Origin of the sequence: Flavobacterium laiguense (assembly GCF_003097655.1) — a bacterium.
Lineage (GTDB): Bacteria > Bacteroidota > Bacteroidia > Flavobacteriales > Flavobacteriaceae > Flavobacterium > Flavobacterium laiguense.
The window spans coordinates 631202-648698 of record NZ_QCZH01000001.1; the positions used below are offsets into that span (position 1 = coordinate 631202).

Below are 17497 nucleotides of genomic sequence, written 5' to 3' on the forward strand. Positions count from 1 at the left end.
AACTAACAGCTGCGTTTACCTAGTTATTAGAGAGTCGCTAGTTATATTGTTTCTGGTTTTTTAAGTCAGAGAATTGTCATTTTCATTAGGGAAAACAATCCAAGGCTTGAATGTTTTTGCTTCTTCAAATTCAAGAGAAGCATAAGATATTATGATAATGATATCGTCTTTTTGAACTTTACGGGCTGCAGGGCCGTTTAAAGTGATGATCCCAGAGTTTTTTTCTCCTACAATGGCGTAGGTATCAAAACGTTCTCCGTTATTAATGTTTACAATAGAAACTTTTTCTCCTTCAATAATATTGGAAGCTTCCAACAATGCTTCATCGATAGTAATGCTCCCGATGTAATTTAAATCGGCTCCAGTAACTTTTACACGATGTATTTTTGATTTTACTACTTGAATATGCATGGCAATTTTAATTTAATGAAATGGTATCGATTAATCGAATGTTGTTGACGAAAACCGCAATAAATGCACGGTATTTTTTGTTTTTATTTTTTTTAAGACATGTTGAAAGTGTCGTTTCATCTGCAATTTCAAAGTATTCTAGGGTAAAAGAATCGCTTCTTTCAAACTCTTTTTTAACCCACTCTGTTACCTTTGCGGCACTTTCACTATTGAATTTTGTTTTGGCTGCTTCTAATGTTTTATAAATGATAGCAGCTTCTTCTCGCTCTTGCAAAGTTAAGCGTTCATTTCTAGAACTCATAGCAAGATGGTTGGTTTCTCTATAAATAGGACAACCAATAATGTTTACGTTCAGATTATTCTTTTCTGTCATTTTTTTGACAATCTGTAACTGCTGAAAATCTTTCTCTCCAAAATAAGCATTTGTTGGATTTACAATCTCAAATAAGCGTTTTACAATGGTACCAACACCATCAAAATGGCCTGGTCTAAATTTTCCCTCCATTTTATTTTCCAGCCCATCGAAATCAAATGATTGAGATAAGGTTTTTCCCTCATAGATATCATCCACAGAGGGGGCGTAAATTATAATATTTGAATTTACATTCGAAATTTTACTTACATCTTCCTCTAAGTTTCGAGGGTATTTTGCTAAGTCTTCAGGATTGTTAAATTGTGTGGGATTCACAAAGATACTCACGACAGTTCTATCGTTTTCTGTAGTAGATTGGCGCATTAAGGACTGATGGCCTTCATGCAAAGCTCCCATTGTAGGAACAAAACCTATAGTAGAATTTGTAGTCTTAATTGAAGATAAATAGTCCATTAAAGCTACTTTTTCATAGAAAACAGGCATGGCAGTTTTGTTTAAATTAGGTGCAAACATAATATTTTAGTCCATAACTGCATAAAATTTTGTAATTTTGCGTGGTTTTTATTGCCAATTAATTAATCAATTTATACTATGAAAGATAAGAGGATATTATACGTATCATCTGAAGTTGTACCTTATCTCGCTGAAAATGAGGTTTCATTAATGTCTTATGACGTACCAAAAATGATTAATGATCAAGGAGGGCAAATTCGAATATTTATGCCAAGATATGGAAATATTAACGAAAGAAGACACCAATTACATGAAGTAATTCGTCTTTCGGGGATGAATTTGGTCGTGAATGATTTAGATATGCCACTAATTATTAAAGTAGCTTCAATTCCTAAAGAAAGAATACAGGTTTATTTTATCGACAACGATGAGTATTTTAAAAGGAAAGCGACTTTTGCGGATGAGGATGGGGTAATGTACCCAGATAATGACGAGCGCGCCATATTCTTTGCAAAAGGAGTGGTCGAAACCGTGAAAAAACTAAATTGGGTTCCTGATATTATACACGTTCATGGTTGGATGGCTGCTATGTTGCCCGTTTATATGAAGCATTTTTATAAAAACGAAGCATTGTTTTCGGATACTAAAATAGTTACATCAGTGTATGCGCAGTCTTTTGACGGTACTTTGGATATTGGAATGATCAATAAAGTGAAATTTGACGGAATTCCTGCCGATGCTATTGCTGACTTGGAAACTCCTGATTATGAAAACATTATAAAAACTACTGTTTTAAATTCAGATGCGGTTATTATTGCTTCGGATGGGGTATCGCCAAGTTTAACAAAATTTATAGAATCTTCCGGAAAACCTTTTTTACCTTTGGTTTCCAAAGATAATTTCGCTGTAGCATACACGGAATTCTATAAAAACATGCTCCTATAAATCAAACTTTTACGAAGAAACATGCTCAAAAATTCATTTTTTAAAACAATTCCATTTCTTTTATTTACTGTTCTTTTTAATTCATGTGATAAAGAATATAATGTAATAGGTGCAGACCTGATAGGAGATAGTTCTTTTGACCTTGCAAAATCCGAATCTGCAGTTGTTGCTTACAATCAAAAAATAGATATAATCCAATCGGATAATCTTGCGATAAACGCTTTGGGTTCTTATCATAATCCTTCGTTTGGAGCTACAACCGCAAATTTTGTGACGCAATTGAATTTAGCAGCTGTAAATCCTACTATAGACGCAACGGCCAAAATTAAAAGTGTTGTTTTGACAATCCCTTATTTTTACGATAAAGCGCAGACAGTTAATAATTCCGATGGAAGTCATGTCTATGTTCTGGACTCTATATATGGAGATGTAAAAACTAAAATGAAATTAAGTATTTATAGATCGGGTTATTTTATGAGGGATCTGGATCCAGCTGAACAATTTCTTAAACCTCAAAAGTATTACACCGATCAAAATGCCGATTTTGATCAAGTGAAAATCGGGACTTCTACAGGAACTCCTTTAAACAATGATCCTAATAAAGCCCAAAATACAGAGTTCTTTTTTGATCCTGCTGAGTATTCGGTAGAGACCACAAGTGCAAGTGGAGTAAAAACCACTACTTTGAAACCGCCAGCGATGCATCTAAATTTAGAGAATAAATATTTTCAAGACAATATATTGAATGCACCTGCTGGATCTTTGTCTTCCAATGTTGCTTTCAAAGAGCATTTTAGAGGATTGTATTTTAATGTGGAGAATTCCGGAAGCAATCCTGGAGTTCTTAACATGATCGATTTTAAAAAGGGCAATATTACTATAACTTACGAAGAGACTGTGGTTACAAACGGAGTGAGTACACAAGTCGAAAAGACCTTAGTGTTGAATATGACCGGAAGTTCCGCAGATCCAATAAGAACCGCTAGCTTTTTGACTCAAAGCAATACCAATGCTGATTATGTCAATGCCACTAATCCTGATAATGTTAATAAGACGGAAGGTGATGCTAATTTATATCTAAAAGGCGGCGAAGGTTCAATGGCTATTTTAAGTTTGTTTAATGGTCCAGATATTCTTGGAGCGGATGGTGTTACTCAAGTTCCTAATGGGGTGCCTGATGAGCTTGATGTAATGAGAGCTAATAAATACTTAATAAATGAAGCCAATTTGGTTTTTCATGTTAATTCGGAGCAAATGAAAACCAGTCCGATGCCTCAAAGAATTTATTTATATGATTTTACAAATAGTCAGCCTATATTAGATTATGGGGATGGCAGTACGAGTTTGAATACCAAATATTCAAAATATGTTTATGGCGGAATTTTAGCTAAAGCCACGGTGAAAAATGGTGGAGGGTATTATTATAAATTTAGAATTACAAACCATGTTAGGAATTTGATAAAAAATACAGATTCAAAAAATGTTAAACTGGGTGTTGTAGTTACAGAGGATATTAATACTTATGTTTTTAGTGATTTGAAAACGCCAAATGCTTTTCTTGAGAAAGCTCCAAAGGCTTCTGTGATGAATCCGCTGGGGGTTATTGTTTATGGTACTGGTTCGACTGTTCCAGACGCTAAAAAATTGAAAATGGAAATTTATTATACAAAACCTAATTAAGAGAGAGTATGTGTGGAATTGTTGGATACATTGGTTATAGAGAAGCCTATCCTATTATAATAAAAGGATTAAAAAGGTTAGAGTACAGAGGATACGATAGTGCCGGCGTTATGCTATATGACGGAGAAGCTATAAAACTATCGAAAACAAAAGGAAAAGTTTCTGATTTGGAAGAAAGAGCTTCTAAAGAGATAACTACAAATGGTACTATAGGGATAGGTCATACAAGATGGGCTACTCATGGGGTGCCAAATGATGTGAACTCGCATCCTCATCTTTCCAATTCTGGTGATTTGGCGATAATTCACAATGGAATTATTGAAAACTATGCTCCTTTGAAAGTAGAGTTGATAAAACGTGGTTATACTTTTTATTCAGATACCGATTCTGAGGTTTTGATTAATCTTATTGAAGAAGTTCAAAAGAAAGAAAAATTAAAGTTAGGGAAAGCGGTTCAGGTGGCTTTAAATCAGGTAGTGGGTGCTTATGCAATTGCTGTTTTTGACAAAAAAAATCCGAACGAAATTGTGGCGGCCCGTTTGGGTAGTCCGTTGGCTATTGGTGTGGGTGAAGGAGAATATTTTATCGCTTCAGATGCTTCGCCTTTTATAGAGTATACCTCAAATGCCATTTATCTGGAAGATGGCGAAATGGCAAACATCAGGTTGCACAAACCAATGAAAGTTCGTAAAATTAAAGATGATTCTATTGTGGATCCTTATATTCAGGAACTTCAAATGAATTTGGAGCAAATAGAAAAAGGAGGTTACGATCACTTTATGTTAAAAGAAATCTACGAACAACCAAGTGTTATAAAAGATACTTATAGAGGTAGGCTTCATGCCAATGAAGGAATTATTCAAATGGCAGGTGTTGAAGATAACTTAGAAAAGTTTTTAAACGCAGATCGCATTATAATTGTAGCTTGTGGTACCTCTTGGCACGCAGGTTTGGTTGCTGAATATGTAATTGAAGAGTTTGCTCGAATCCCTGTAGAGGTGGAGTATGCCTCTGAATTTAGATATAGAAACCCGATTATCAATAGTAAAGATGTTGTTATCGCTATATCTCAATCAGGAGAAACGGCCGATACTATGGCCGCTATAAAATTGGCAAAAGAGCATGGCGCTTTTGTTTTTGGGGTTTGTAACGTGGTTGGATCTTCTATTTCGAGAGAAACTCATGCTGGAGCTTATACTCATGCAGGGCCAGAAATTGGGGTAGCTTCTACAAAAGCGTTTACTACTCAAATTACGGTGTTAACCATGATTGCATTGCGTTTGGCTCAAGCCAAAGGAACGTTGTCTAAGTCTGATTATCATATGTATTTGCAAGAATTAGAGATAATTCCTGAAAAAGTAAAAGAAGCTTTGGAAACCAATGAAAAAGCGAAAGAGATTGCTGCGGTATTTAAAGATGCGCCTAACTGTTTGTATTTAGGACGTGGTTATAATTTTCCAGTGGCATTAGAAGGAGCTTTGAAGCTGAAAGAGATTTCTTATATTCATGCTGAGGGTTATCCTGCTGCCGAAATGAAACACGGTCCAATTGCTTTGATAGATGAGCAAATGCCAGTTATTGTGATTGCGCCAAAACAAGGGCATTATGATAAAATTGTTAGTAACATACAAGAGATAAAATCCAGAAGTGGTAAAATTATTGCCGTTGTAACCAAAGGTGATACGCAAGTTCGTGATTTGGCAGATTATGTTATTGAAATTCCAGAAACTTCAGATGCATTGTCTCCGTTGATCACAACGATACCTTTACAGCTTTTGTCTTACCATATTGCAGTGATGAGAGATTGTAATGTGGATCAACCTCGAAATTTAGCAAAATCGGTTACGGTTGAATAGAAAATTTATATTTTTTTTAAAAAAGCGAGATTTATTTCTCGCTTTTTTTTGCTCCAAACTTTTTGTAAAATCGTTGTGAATTTTATGATAAATTTAATAGAAATGCTAAATTATTATGTATGCATAATATATTTTAAGAATATGTCATTAAATTTTTATTAAAAATGTAATTTACGAATATATTGAATTGTTGTTTTTATTGCCATTTTGCTAATAATTGTTTTATTTATTTTGTATTTTGTTGCTTATAATTAAAAAATAAGTGTAATTTGCTGCCATTAATCAACAAAATTTAACCAAATGAGATTGTATTTACTTTTTTTAACATTGTTTTTTTGCAGCATATCTTTTGCTCAAAATTCTATTACAGGTGTTGTGACAGATGGAAATGGTCAACCTGTTGCTGGCGCCAATATTACTGTTGTAGGGGCGAAAGTGGTGGCTATTACCGATTTTGATGGCTCTTTTGTGCTAGTTACAACGCAAAAGCCTCCATTTTCGATTGAGGTTACGAGTGTTGGATATGTTTCTTCCAAGATGCTTGTAGAATCGATTACTCAAAAAGTTAAAGTGCAGCTTAATGCTGAAGAGACAAAATTGAACGAAATTGTAGTTTCTGCGTCTAGAGCACCGGAGAGAGTGCTTCAGTCACCGGTTACAATTGAGAGAATGGGGATTCGTGAAGTGAAAAGCACTACTGCGCCTACATTTTATGATGGTTTGGAAAATTTGAAAGAAGTACAATTTAATACCTCTAGTATTTCTTTTAAAACAATAAATACTAGAGGTTTTGCTGCTGTTGGAAATACTCGTTTTATGCAATTAGTGGATGGAATGGATAACTCATCACCGGCATTAAACTTTGTTTTGGGGAATTTAATAGGTCTTTCGGATATAGACGTTGCCAGTGTGGAACTTTTGCCTGGGGCTTCTTCTGCTTTGTATGGTGCTAATGCATTTAATGGAATCCTGTTTATGAACAGTAAAAGCCCTTTTGTTTACCAAGGGGTTAGTACTTATATGAAATACGGTCAAACGTCACAAGATGTTGCCGGAACAAATGATTATGTTGATTTTGGATTGAGAGCGGCTACTGCTTTTAGTAAACATTTTGCGATGAAAGCGAATTTCAATTATATGAGAGCTACAGAATGGATTGCTGCTGATCAAAGAAGCATGACAGGAGGTTCGATTGGGCATGACGGAAATCAAAACTATGATGGATTGAATCTATACGGGGATGAGGCTAGTACATTTATTACGAATGTTGGGCAAGTGAGTAGAACGGGATACCGTGAACAAGATTTAACGGATAACAAAGTACACAGTGCTAAAGCGGATTTCTCTTTGCATTTTAAGCCATGGGAGAATGATACTGAGATTATTCTTCAATACAAACTTGGATTGGGGAGTACTATTTATCAAGGAGCGAATAGATATGCCTTGAAAGATTTCTTTATGAGTCAAATTAAGGCAGAAGTAAGAGGGAGAAACTTTTTTGTAAGAGCGTATCGTTCTGCTGAAGATGCTGGAGATTCTTACGACATGCGTTTTGCGGGTTTGAATGTAAATAGAGCGGCAAAATCAGACACCAACTGGTTTACGGATTATGCTAAATCTTTTCAATTGTCTTCTGCTGTGTTGGGTCTTAATGCAAATGATGCTGCAAATTACGCAAGAAACTTTGCAGACAATAATCTTTCGCCAGGTTTGCCATTGGTGCCAAATAGTAATGTTACCAATGGGGTTCTTGATCCAAGAGAGGCTAGATTTGCGGTTGGTTCATCTGAGTATAATAGCGCATTAGCGTCTATTGTGACCAATCCAGATTTTACACAAGGAGCAAAATTTATTGATCATTCAAAAATTTACCATGCTGACGCAAATTATAATTTTAAAGACATGATGAAATTTGCGGAAATCCAAGTGGGTGGTTCTGCACGTCAATACGAAATGAACTCTGAAGGGACTATTTTTACTGATTTTGACGGGCCTATTCGTTACAGTGAATTTGGTGCTTATGCTCAAGGGTCTAAATTGTTTATGGAAGATCGTTTGAAAATGGTTGCTTCTATACGCTATGACAAAAGTCAAAATTTTGACGGGAAAGTATCTCCAAGAGTTTCGTTTGTTTACTCAGCAGGAGCTAATAAGATACATAATTTCAGAGCTTCTTACCAAACTGGTTTTAGAAATCCAACGACACAGGATCAATACATAGGTTTGGATTTAGGGCCGTATGCTTTAATTGGTTCGGCACCTGAAAATTTAGTGCGTTATTCTGAAGTTTTAAAGGTAAGTGCTGCTGCTCAAGATCCGGCAGGATTAAATCAACCGGCTACAGTTACTATGAATGGAGAAAATGCCTATCGCAATGCTTATACTAAGGTATCAGTTGATAAATTTGATGCTGAAATTGCTTCAGGGGCGGATAAGTTAACTGCTGCAGCTAAGTTGCAAGTGGCTGATGTAAATTTGGTGAAACCAGAAGAAGTTCACGCTTTTGAAGTGGGGTATCGTACCGTTGTTAATAATGATTTGTCAATTGATATTAATGGATACTATAACATTTATAATAATTTCTTGAACACAGCTAGAGTGGTTGGACCTTATTATGGAACTGTAGGAACTGATTTTGCAAATCCAGAAACGGCGAAGACGTTAGATGCGCTTTCATACCGTGATAGAAGAATCTATCAAGTATATACGAATACAGAAGCGGATGTTTCTTCTCTGGGTTTTGGGGTTGGTTTGTCTAAGAAAGTATATAAAGATTTTGAAGTAGGGGTGAATTATAACTACGCTCAACTTAATTTTGATCAAGCGGAAGATCCAGGTTTTGTAACTGGATTTAATACGCCAAAACATAAAGTGAAAGGATCGATAGGAAATGCAAAATTGTTTAAAAATTTCGGTTTCAATGCTAATGTAAGATGGAACACAGAATACTGGTGGGAATCTTCATTTGCTGATGGAATGATTCAGGAAACTACTGTTTTTGATGCTCAAATAAATTATGCCATTCCACAATTGAAATCAGTGCTAAAATTGGGTGCTACTAATATTGGAGGTAAAGATTATATTCAAGTAATTGGATCGGGAGCTATTGGTCAACAATGGTTTGCTTCATTGACGATTAATCCATAATAAATAGACTAGACAAAAACTTAAAAATATTAGAATATGATAAAAAATTTCAAATGGCTATTGTTGGCTTCTTTAAGCTTTGTGGCATGTAATAATAACGATGACGATTCGGCGCCTGTAGAAATTCCTATTACGCCAGGATCGGCAGTTTTAACAAAATATGTGGCTCTTGGGGATTCATTTTCAGCTGGGTATAGTGATGGAGCTCTTTTTGTAAAAGGACAAGAAGGGTCTTATGTAAATGTATTGTCTCAACAGTTCGCTGCTGCAGGTGGTGGAGCTTTTACTACTCCTTTAACTTCGGATAATGTTGGAGGTTTGTTGTTTGGAGGTGTTTCAAATCCAGATTTTGTGCCAAGAGTTGCAATATTAGGATTTAATCCAGATGGTACACCAAAGATTGCGCCTGTGCCATTTGCATCTACAACTGAGGTTATGGCGCATATAACGGGACCTTTTAATAATTTAGGTATTCCAGGTGCCAAGAGTTATCATTTAATAGCGCCTGGATATGGAAGTGCGGCTGGGTTGTCTTTGGGTACTGCTAATCCTTATTTTGTTCGTTTTGCTACCGTGCCAGGAACAACAGTTTTGAAGGATGCTACAGATCAAAACCCAACTTTCTTTTCTTTATGGATTGGTGGTAATGACGTTTTAGCGTATGCGACTTCTGGAGGTGTTGGGGTAAATCAAACAGGTAATTTGAATCCTGCAACCTATGGTAAAAGTGATATCACAGATCCCGGAGTTTTTGCAAATGTATATTCAGGGTTGGTTACGAAATTGACCGAAAAGGGAGCAAAAGGGGTTGTTGCTAATCTTCCTTACGTAAATACGCTTCCTCATTTTACAACGGTTCCGGTTAATCCGCTTACGGCTAGTGTACTAGGTGGAGGTAGTGTTGCTATAGGAAATGCCACTATTAAAGCTTTAAATGCGCAATTATATGGGCCATTAAAACAAGCGCTAACTGCTTTTGGAGCAGGAGATAGAATCAGTTTATTATCTGAAACAAATGCAAACCCTTTGTTAATTAAAGACGAAAGTTTGCCTAATTTATCGGCGCAATTAACGGCTGCATTTACACCTACATTGGGTGCTGGTACAGCTGCTTTCTATGGTTTGGTTTTTGGTCAAGCAAGGCAGGCAAAATCTACCGATTTGGTATTGTTAACTACAAAATCTGCTATTGGTGCTGCGCCTACAGATAAAGATTCCGGTATTGGAATTGCGCCGCCATCTCCATTAAATAAATTTGGAATAACTTATCCGTTACAAGACAAACATATATTAATTCCTACAGAGATTGCGGAAATTAAAACAGCTACAGATGCTTATAATATTACGATAGAAGCTACCGCTGCTGCTAAAGGTTTGGCTTTTGTGGATACAAGAGCGACCATGGCGCAATTGTCTTCGGGTGGCATTCGTTTTGGGACTTTTCAAATGACGTCTTCTTTTGTGACTGGAGGTGCATTTTCTCTTGATGGGGTTCATCCAAGTGCTAGAGGGTACGCATTAATAGCAAATCTTTTTGTAGATGCAATTAATACTAAATATACTGCCACTCTAAGACATGTAGATTTGAGTGTTTATCCAATTCAGTATCCTGCTGTAATTAAATAATAATTAAATTTTGTGAGATTAATAAAGCCGTCCATTTTTGATGAGGCGGCTTTATTGTTTAATGCAAATTGTATTTTATATTTAATCTGTAATGGAGTCTTTTAGGGGTTGTAAATCAGGTTTCTAATCATTATAGCGAAAATTTAAAATATTTATAAAAAAATTATTGATTTTGTATTTTAAAAAATTATCTTTGCGCTCTGAAAAAAGTATCCAATCGAGCTATTTCGATGGGCTGTATTTCATAAACCTAAATAGCTATTTAATAAACACATAAGTAATGTCAAAAGTAATAGGAAAAGTTGCCCAAATCATTGGACCAGTAGTTGATGTAGTTTTCAACGGAAAAGATGTTGAACTTCCAAAAATTTATGATTCGTTAGAAATCACAAAAAAGGATGGTACATTATTAGTACTTGAAGTACAATCTCACATTGGTGAAAACACAGTTCGTACCATTTCAATGGACTCAACAGATGGTTTGAGTAGAGGTTATGAAGTAGTTGGAACAGGAAATCCTATCCAAATGCCAATCGGAGCCGATGTTTACGGTCGTTTGTTTAATGTAATTGGAGATGCTATTGATGGTTTGCCAGAATTGCCTAAAACAGGTGAAAACGGAACTCCTATTCACAGACAAGCACCAAGATTCGAAGATTTATCAACTTCATCTGAAGTTTTATTCACAGGTATTAAAGTAATCGATTTGATCGAACCTTACTCAAAAGGGGGTAAAATTGGATTGTTTGGTGGTGCTGGTGTTGGTAAAACAGTATTGATCCAGGAGTTGATCAACAATATAGCAAAAGGTCACGGTGGACTTTCTGTATTCGCAGGAGTAGGGGAAAGAACACGTGAAGGGAATGACTTACTTCGCGAGATGTTGGAGTCAGGAATTATAAAATACGGTGATGAGTTCATGCACTCTATGGAAAATGGAGGATGGGATTTATCTAAAGTAGATATGCCAGGAATGAGAGAGTCTAAAGCTACTTTCGTTTTCGGACAAATGAATGAGCCTCCAGGAGCTCGTGCTCGTGTGGCACTTTCTGGATTGTCTATTGCAGAATATTTCCGTGATGGTGCAGGTACTGATCAAGGAAAAGACGTATTGTTCTTCGTTGACAATATCTTCCGTTTTACACAAGCAGGTTCTGAGGTTTCGGCTCTTTTAGGTCGTATGCCATCTGCGGTAGGGTACCAACCAACATTGGCTACTGAAATGGGTGCAATGCAAGAACGTATTACATCAACAAACAAAGGTTCTATTACATCAGTACAAGCGGTTTACGTTCCTGCGGATGATTTAACTGACCCGGCGCCAGCAACTACATTTGCTCACCTTGACGCAACTACTGTATTGTCTCGTAAAATTGCTGAGTTAGGTATTTATCCTGCGGTAGATCCATTGGATTCTACTTCAAGAATTTTAGCTCCTCACATTATTGGTAAAGAGCATTATGACTGTGCACAAAGAGTAAAAGAAATTCTTCAAAAATACAAACAATTGCAAGATATTATTGCAATTCTAGGTATGGAAGAGTTATCTGAAGAAGATAAATTATCTGTTTCTAGAGCAAGACGTGTACAACGTTTCTTATCTCAACCTTTCCACGTTGCTGAACAATTTACAGGATTGAAAGGTGTTTTAGTAGATATCAAAGATACTATCAAAGGATTTAATATGATTATTGACGGTGAATTAGATCACTTGCCAGAATCAGCTTTCAACCTTAAAGGGACTATTGAAGAAGCTATCGAAGCTGGAGAAAAAATGTTGGCGGAAGCATAAATCAGTTAGCAGTTAGGAGTTGGCAGTATTCATATGCGGCTAATTACTACTTACTAATTACTAATCACTAAAAAAATGATTTTAGAAATAGTATCACCAGAAGCGAAATTATTTTCAGGAGAAATCACTTCTATTTCTGTTCCAGGAGTAGATGGTCGTTTTCAAATGTTGAATAACCACGCACCAATAGTTTCGTTGTTGCAAAAAGGGACGATAAATATTACTGCTCCTAGTTTTAATTTAAACGAAGAAACGGCAAGTTTATTTGCCAAAGTAAATGATCAAAATTATACTTTAGAAATTAACTCTGGTACTCTTGAGTTAAAAGATAATAAAGTAATTGTTTTAGCAGATTAAAACAATTTAGTGTTATATAGAAAACGCCTAGCAACTTGTTAGGCGTTTTTTTTGTTTCGATGGGTTTTTAAAACACATCAAGTCTAAAAAAATATTTTCTTAACTTAGCCTTTATGAATTTCCCAAAGAACCTCTCCGATAAACTCGAAGCCCGTAAACAAAATAAGGCATTAAGGATACTTCCGGAACCTAATCGTTTAATTGATTTTGCTTCGAATGATTATATTGGTTTTTCCAGATCCAAAGTAATTTTCAATGACACCCATCAGTTTTTAGTAGATCGCAATATAAAAAGCAATGGCGCTACTGGATCGCGACTACTCTCAGGGAATCATTCTTTATATACAGAAGCCGAAAAGTATATTGCTGAATTTCATCAATCAGAATCGGCTTTGTTGTTTAATTCGGGCTATGATGCCAATGTAGGTTTCTTTAGTGCCGTTCCTCAAAAAGGCGATTTGATTTTGTATGATGAATTGTGTCATGCTTCCATTCGGGACGGAATTCAATTGTCGAACGCCAGATCCTATAAATTCAAGCACAATGATTTTGAAGATTTAGAAAGACTGATAATCAATTTCAATGGTAATGTCAATTTCAATAATCCTATAATTTATATCGTAACCGAATCCGTTTTTTCGATGGATGGCGATTGCCCGAATATAGAAGAATTGGTTGCCGTTTCAAAGAAATACAACTGTTATTTAGTGGTTGATGAAGCTCATGCTTTGGGCGTTTTTGGAGAAAAAGGGGAAGGATTGATTCAGCATTTGCAATTGCAAGACAAAATATTTGCCCGAATTATGACTTTCGGAAAAGGACTGGGTTGTCATGGGGCAGTGGTTTTAGGGTCGAATGAATTAAAATCGTATCTCGTTAATTTCGCCAGAAGTTTTATTTATACCACAGGACTTTCTCCTCATTCAGTAGCCACTATTTTAATGGGATACCACCATTTAGAAAAAGATAAGAATGCACTCGAATTACTTCGTGAGAATATTGTCTTTTTTAATCAAGTAAAAAAAATGTTGTATTTGAATCCGCTTTTTGTTCGCAGTAAATCGGCTATTCAAAGTGTTATCATTCCAGGAAATGAAAAAGTAAAAAGTATTGCTGTTGCTTTGCAAGAAAATGGTTTTGATGTCAAAGCGATACTTTCGCCTACAGTTCCCGAAGGACAGGAACGATTGCGTTTTTGTATTCATAGCTATAATAGTAAAGAGGAAATGACCAAAGTATTGACGTTGTTGAGTGAACTCGTTTTTTAATAGTATGGAAGAGACAACTTTTTGGAAAATTTGTGTTTTTCAATATTCTTCGGAAGCATCGATTTTTAATGGCAAATTAGAATCGGAAGGGATAAGGGTGTTTGTACGAGACAATAATACTGTTGATGCAAATCCAATGTATAGTAATGCTATAGGTGGTATTAAGCTTTTTGTAAAAAATGAGGATTTTGCTAAAGCGACAATTGTACTTTCAGAAATCAGTGCAGATTCATTAAATGAGAATAATGAATTGATTAAATGTCCAAAAGGTGGAGCTGAAAAAATTGAAATGGTGACTTCGATACAAGATTTAAAAACTCTTTTTGCATTCATTTTCTCAATACTTTTTGTTTTAATACCTATTTACTCAAAGTATAGGTACAATTGTAATACGTGTAATTTTGAATTTAATTAGGCTATTCATTACGGGAATAATTCACCGAATAACTATTTGTAAATAGGCCCGTAAGTAGACCTCTTTCGGTTGTAATTGTTGGGTTTGTAATTGATTCACAACAAATAAAAAAGGATGTGCTAATAATTATTTGCCTATAAAGGGAATAAATTTCATCTCTGACAGCCTGATTTTCCTCACTTCCCTAAAAAAACAACTTTTTTTTTGTAACGTTTTGATTATTTAATTACTTACGAGTCGTAATCAAATAAGATTACTTCAATCATCAATCAAAATTAATTTCAATCAATCATCAATTAAAAAAATGTAATCATTATGAAAAATTTAATTAGAACATCTTTATGCGTAGTTGCAACTTTGCTTGTTGCGAATGGAAGCGTAGCTCAAAACAATATAAAAGAAGTAAAACCACAAAATGAAAAATCCTTGCTATGGGAGATTTCAGGAAAAGGAATCGAAAAACCATCTTATCTATATGGAACAGTTCATGCAATTTGTGGAGATGATTTTCTTGTGAAAGAAAGAGTAACCAAAGCTTTTGAAAAAACATCAAAATTAGCTTTAGAAATAAATATGGACGATGCTCAAGAAATGAGTGATATGCAAAAAGCAGCCCTGGGAATAATGCCATTATCAAAAAAATTAACATCAGAAGAATCTACAGAACTTAACGAAATATTAGAAAAAACTGCGGGAATGAAATTAAATCAAGTTGATAATTTTACGATGGCAACTATAATGAGTTTAATTGCCATAAAATCATTTGGCTGTACAAATTTGAAATCTTACGAAATGGAGTTTGTTACAAAAGCTAAAGCGGCAAACAAAACAATAGTCGGTTTAGAAAAAGTTAAAGCACAACTCGATTTTCTAAATAATGCTTATACTGATCAAGAAATGATTGCCATGTTGAAGGAATTGAATATTGAGGAAACTAAAAAAATGGTTCAATACTATATTCAAGAAGATATTTCCAACTTATATTTGAATGTTACAGATAAAAAAGTAATGAATGAAAAAACAAAATCATTTATGCTAGATCAAAGAAATAATAATTGGGTTTCTTTCATGCCAGAAATGATGAAAAAAGAAAGTGTTTTCTTTGCCGTTGGAGCAGGTCATTTAGCAGGAGAAGAAGGAGTTATTAATTTGTTAAAGAAAGCGGGATATACCGTAAAACCCATATTGAACTAAAATTTTGAAAGCAAAAGAACAAGAGTTTTTAACCCGTATTGAGAAGCACAAAGGAATACTTTATAAGGTTTCTAAGATGTATATGGATAATCCGGATGATCAGCAGGATTTGTTTCAGGAAATTGTATTGCAATTGTGGAAAGCCTATGATAGCTTTAAAGGCGAAAGCCAGTTTTCGACCTGGATGTATCGTGTAGCCATTAATACTTCAATCGTTTTTTTGAAAAAAGAAAAGCGAAAGATTGACAAGTATGAGATAGCTTCAGAAAACATCAAAGAGGAAGAAAGTGATTCGGATCTCAAAGAAAATCAGTTGAATCATTTTTATAAAGCCGTTCAGGAGTTGGACAAAATTGACAAAGCGATTATATTTTATCAACTCGAGGGATTTTCGCATAAAGAAATTGGAGTCAATCTAGGTATTTCAGAAGGAAATGCAAGGGTTAAATTGAACAGAGCAAAAGATAAATTAAAAGAAATTATAAAAAAACAAGGTTATGGACTTTAACGATATACAATCAGCTTGGAAGAACGAAAAAACAGAAAACGTAACTCTTCCTACTCATTTAGACAGAATTAATTCGGCAAATATGCCTTTAGAAAAAATTAAAAAGAATTTAAAAAAAGAATTTTTCTACCAAATCATTTCCATTATACTTATAGGATTCGTTCCTTTTCTTTATGATTTACCAGCCAATGCATTTCCGCCATTTTATTTGCTGTTTTCCATATTTATAGCGGTTAGCATTTATTATTTGGTAAAATTATATATGTTTTATAGAAGATTGGGTAAAACCACTTTAAGTACAAAAGACAGTTTGTATGAAACCTATTTTGATATTCGGTTGAATATGGAATTGTATAAAACTTTCGGATTTGCATTAATACCTTTTATTATTTTGTTTTTGTTAGGGTTTATGTATTATGAAACACCGGAATTTTTTGCTAAAGGGCTTAACAGTACTCCTTTTTTGGTGACTACATTTTCAATTGTTATTTTTTCGATTCTATTTATGGGTTTGGCACTCGAATGGTGGGTTCACTACTTTTACGGAAAATATGCTAAAGAAATCAGGAAAGTTCTAGACGCATTAAAAGAAGAGTAATAAACAGAACCCGTCGTAATGATGGGTTTGTTGTTTTTATTGGTATTTTTGTGTTTTGAAATTAGCTATTATGCAAAGATTCACAAAGGAAAAGTTTTAAATCTTTGTAAAACTCCTTTTACTCTGTGAATCTTTGTGAAACAAGAAAAATATGAAACTATTTATTACAGGAATTGGTACAGATGTGGGCAAAACAATAGCTTCGGCCATTATAACAGAATCTTTGGAAGCTGATTACTGGAAACCCATTCAAGCAGGTGACTTGGAGAACTCAGATAGTCATAAAGTTAAGTCGTTTTTGTCTAATGCGAAAACCAAAATCCATCTCAATAGTTATGCTTTGCATACCCCCGCTAGTCCGCATCTTGCCGCTGCCATTGATGGAGTTCAAATCGATTTGAAAAATATAGTTGAACCAGTAACCCAAAATCATTTGGTTATAGAAGGTGCAGGAGGTGTTTTTGTCCCGTTGAATGATACGGATTGTGTTATCGATTTAATCCAACCCGATTATAAAGTAATTGTGGTGTCAAGACATTATTTGGGGAGTATTAATCATACGTTGCTTACCATTGAAGCCTTGCGTAATCGCAAAATAGAAATCGCTGGAATTATTTTTTCGGGCGATGAAAATCATGCAACAGAATCTGTTATTTTGAATAAAACAGGAATCAAATGCATTGGGCGAATTGAGCAAGAGCCTTATTTTGATCAAAATGTAATCAAAGAATATGCGGATCGATTTCGAGAATCACTTATTCAATAGCAATTTAAATGGCAATAGCAATAGCAAATTTAATTCAATAGCAATTTCAAAATCAATGATTAATTATTGGTAACAGCAATCTAAAATCTAAAATCTGCAATCTAAAAT

15 protein-coding genes are annotated in these 17497 nt (G+C 34.9%); 13 read left to right on the plus strand and 2 right to left on the minus strand.

All coding sequences use genetic code 11. The features are described 5' to 3' along the window. Positions 1-60 precede the first annotated feature (60 nt). Together panD and panC are read right to left on the minus strand one after the other, a co-directional pair. The gene (gene panD, locus DB891_RS02595) at positions 61-411 is read right to left on the minus strand and encodes an aspartate 1-decarboxylase (protein ID WP_116760242.1); all 351 of its coding nucleotides are present in this window, start codon (positions 409-411) and stop codon (positions 61-63) included. Between the two features lie 7 nt (positions 412-418). Continuing rightward, entirely contained in the window at positions 419-1297 is an 879-nt protein-coding gene (gene panC, locus DB891_RS02600; RefSeq protein WP_116760244.1) for a pantoate--beta-alanine ligase, read from the minus strand. A gap of 78 nt (positions 1298-1375) precedes the next feature. Between panC and DB891_RS02605 the strand changes: the two genes are divergently transcribed. The 13 genes from DB891_RS02605 to bioD all read left to right on the plus strand — a co-directional run bounded on the left by DB891_RS02605 (position 1376) and on the right by bioD (position 17389). Then, a complete protein-coding gene (locus DB891_RS02605; RefSeq protein WP_116760247.1) occupies positions 1376-2182 on the plus strand; it encodes a glycogen/starch synthase in 807 nt (268 codons plus the stop codon). A 21-nt stretch (positions 2183-2203) separates the two neighbouring features. Continuing rightward, complete coding sequence (locus DB891_RS02610) at positions 2204-3862, plus strand: DUF4270 domain-containing protein (protein WP_116760249.1); 1659 nt, start codon at positions 2204-2206, stop codon at positions 3860-3862. 8 nt (positions 3863-3870) lie between these two features. Then, positions 3871-5718 carry a glutamine--fructose-6-phosphate transaminase (isomerizing) gene (glmS, locus tag DB891_RS02615; protein WP_116760251.1) on the plus strand — a complete coding sequence of 616 codons (1848 nt, stop codon included), beginning with the start codon at positions 3871-3873 and terminating at the stop codon, positions 5716-5718. 300 nt (positions 5719-6018) lie between these two features. Then, complete coding sequence (locus tag DB891_RS02620; protein WP_116760253.1) at positions 6019-8865, plus strand: carboxypeptidase-like regulatory domain-containing protein; 2847 nt, start codon at positions 6019-6021, stop codon at positions 8863-8865. Between the two features lie 36 nt (positions 8866-8901). Next, positions 8902-10491 carry an SGNH/GDSL hydrolase family protein gene (locus tag DB891_RS02625; RefSeq protein WP_116760254.1) on the plus strand — a complete coding sequence of 530 codons (1590 nt, stop codon included), beginning with the start codon at positions 8902-8904 and terminating at the stop codon, positions 10489-10491. A gap of 280 nt (positions 10492-10771) precedes the next feature. Then, complete coding sequence (gene atpD, locus DB891_RS02630; protein ID WP_116760256.1) at positions 10772-12283, plus strand: F0F1 ATP synthase subunit beta; 1512 nt, start codon at positions 10772-10774, stop codon at positions 12281-12283. A 75-nt stretch (positions 12284-12358) separates the two neighbouring features. Beyond that, positions 12359-12640: a F0F1 ATP synthase subunit epsilon gene (locus tag DB891_RS02635; RefSeq protein ID WP_116760258.1), complete on the plus strand. Its 282-nt coding sequence runs from the start codon at positions 12359-12361 to the stop codon at positions 12638-12640. Between the two features lie 113 nt (positions 12641-12753). Continuing rightward, positions 12754-13908 (plus strand): aminotransferase class I/II-fold pyridoxal phosphate-dependent enzyme, encoded by a 1155-nt coding sequence (locus DB891_RS02640; RefSeq protein WP_116760260.1) that lies wholly within the window; start codon positions 12754-12756, stop codon positions 13906-13908. Positions 13909-13912: 4 nt separating this feature from the next. Next, positions 13913-14323, plus strand: a complete 411-nt coding sequence (locus DB891_RS02645; protein ID WP_116760262.1) for a putative signal transducing protein — start codon at positions 13913-13915, stop codon at positions 14321-14323. A gap of 315 nt (positions 14324-14638) precedes the next feature. After that, positions 14639-15517, plus strand: coding sequence for a TraB/GumN family protein (locus DB891_RS02650; RefSeq protein WP_116760264.1), 879 nt, complete (start codon positions 14639-14641; stop codon positions 15515-15517). A 4-nt stretch (positions 15518-15521) separates the two neighbouring features. Beyond that, a complete protein-coding gene (locus tag DB891_RS02655; RefSeq protein WP_116760266.1) occupies positions 15522-16025 on the plus strand; it encodes an RNA polymerase sigma factor in 504 nt (167 codons plus the stop codon). Next, the gene (locus DB891_RS02660; protein WP_116760268.1) at positions 16015-16623 is read left to right on the plus strand and encodes a hypothetical protein; all 609 of its coding nucleotides are present in this window, start codon (positions 16015-16017) and stop codon (positions 16621-16623) included. Before DB891_RS02655 ends, DB891_RS02660 begins: the two co-directional genes overlap by 11 nt. Before the next feature lie 151 nt (positions 16624-16774). Beyond that, complete coding sequence (bioD, locus tag DB891_RS02665) at positions 16775-17389, plus strand: dethiobiotin synthase (protein ID WP_116760270.1); 615 nt, start codon at positions 16775-16777, stop codon at positions 17387-17389. The last annotated feature ends 108 nt before the right edge of the window (positions 17390-17497 follow it).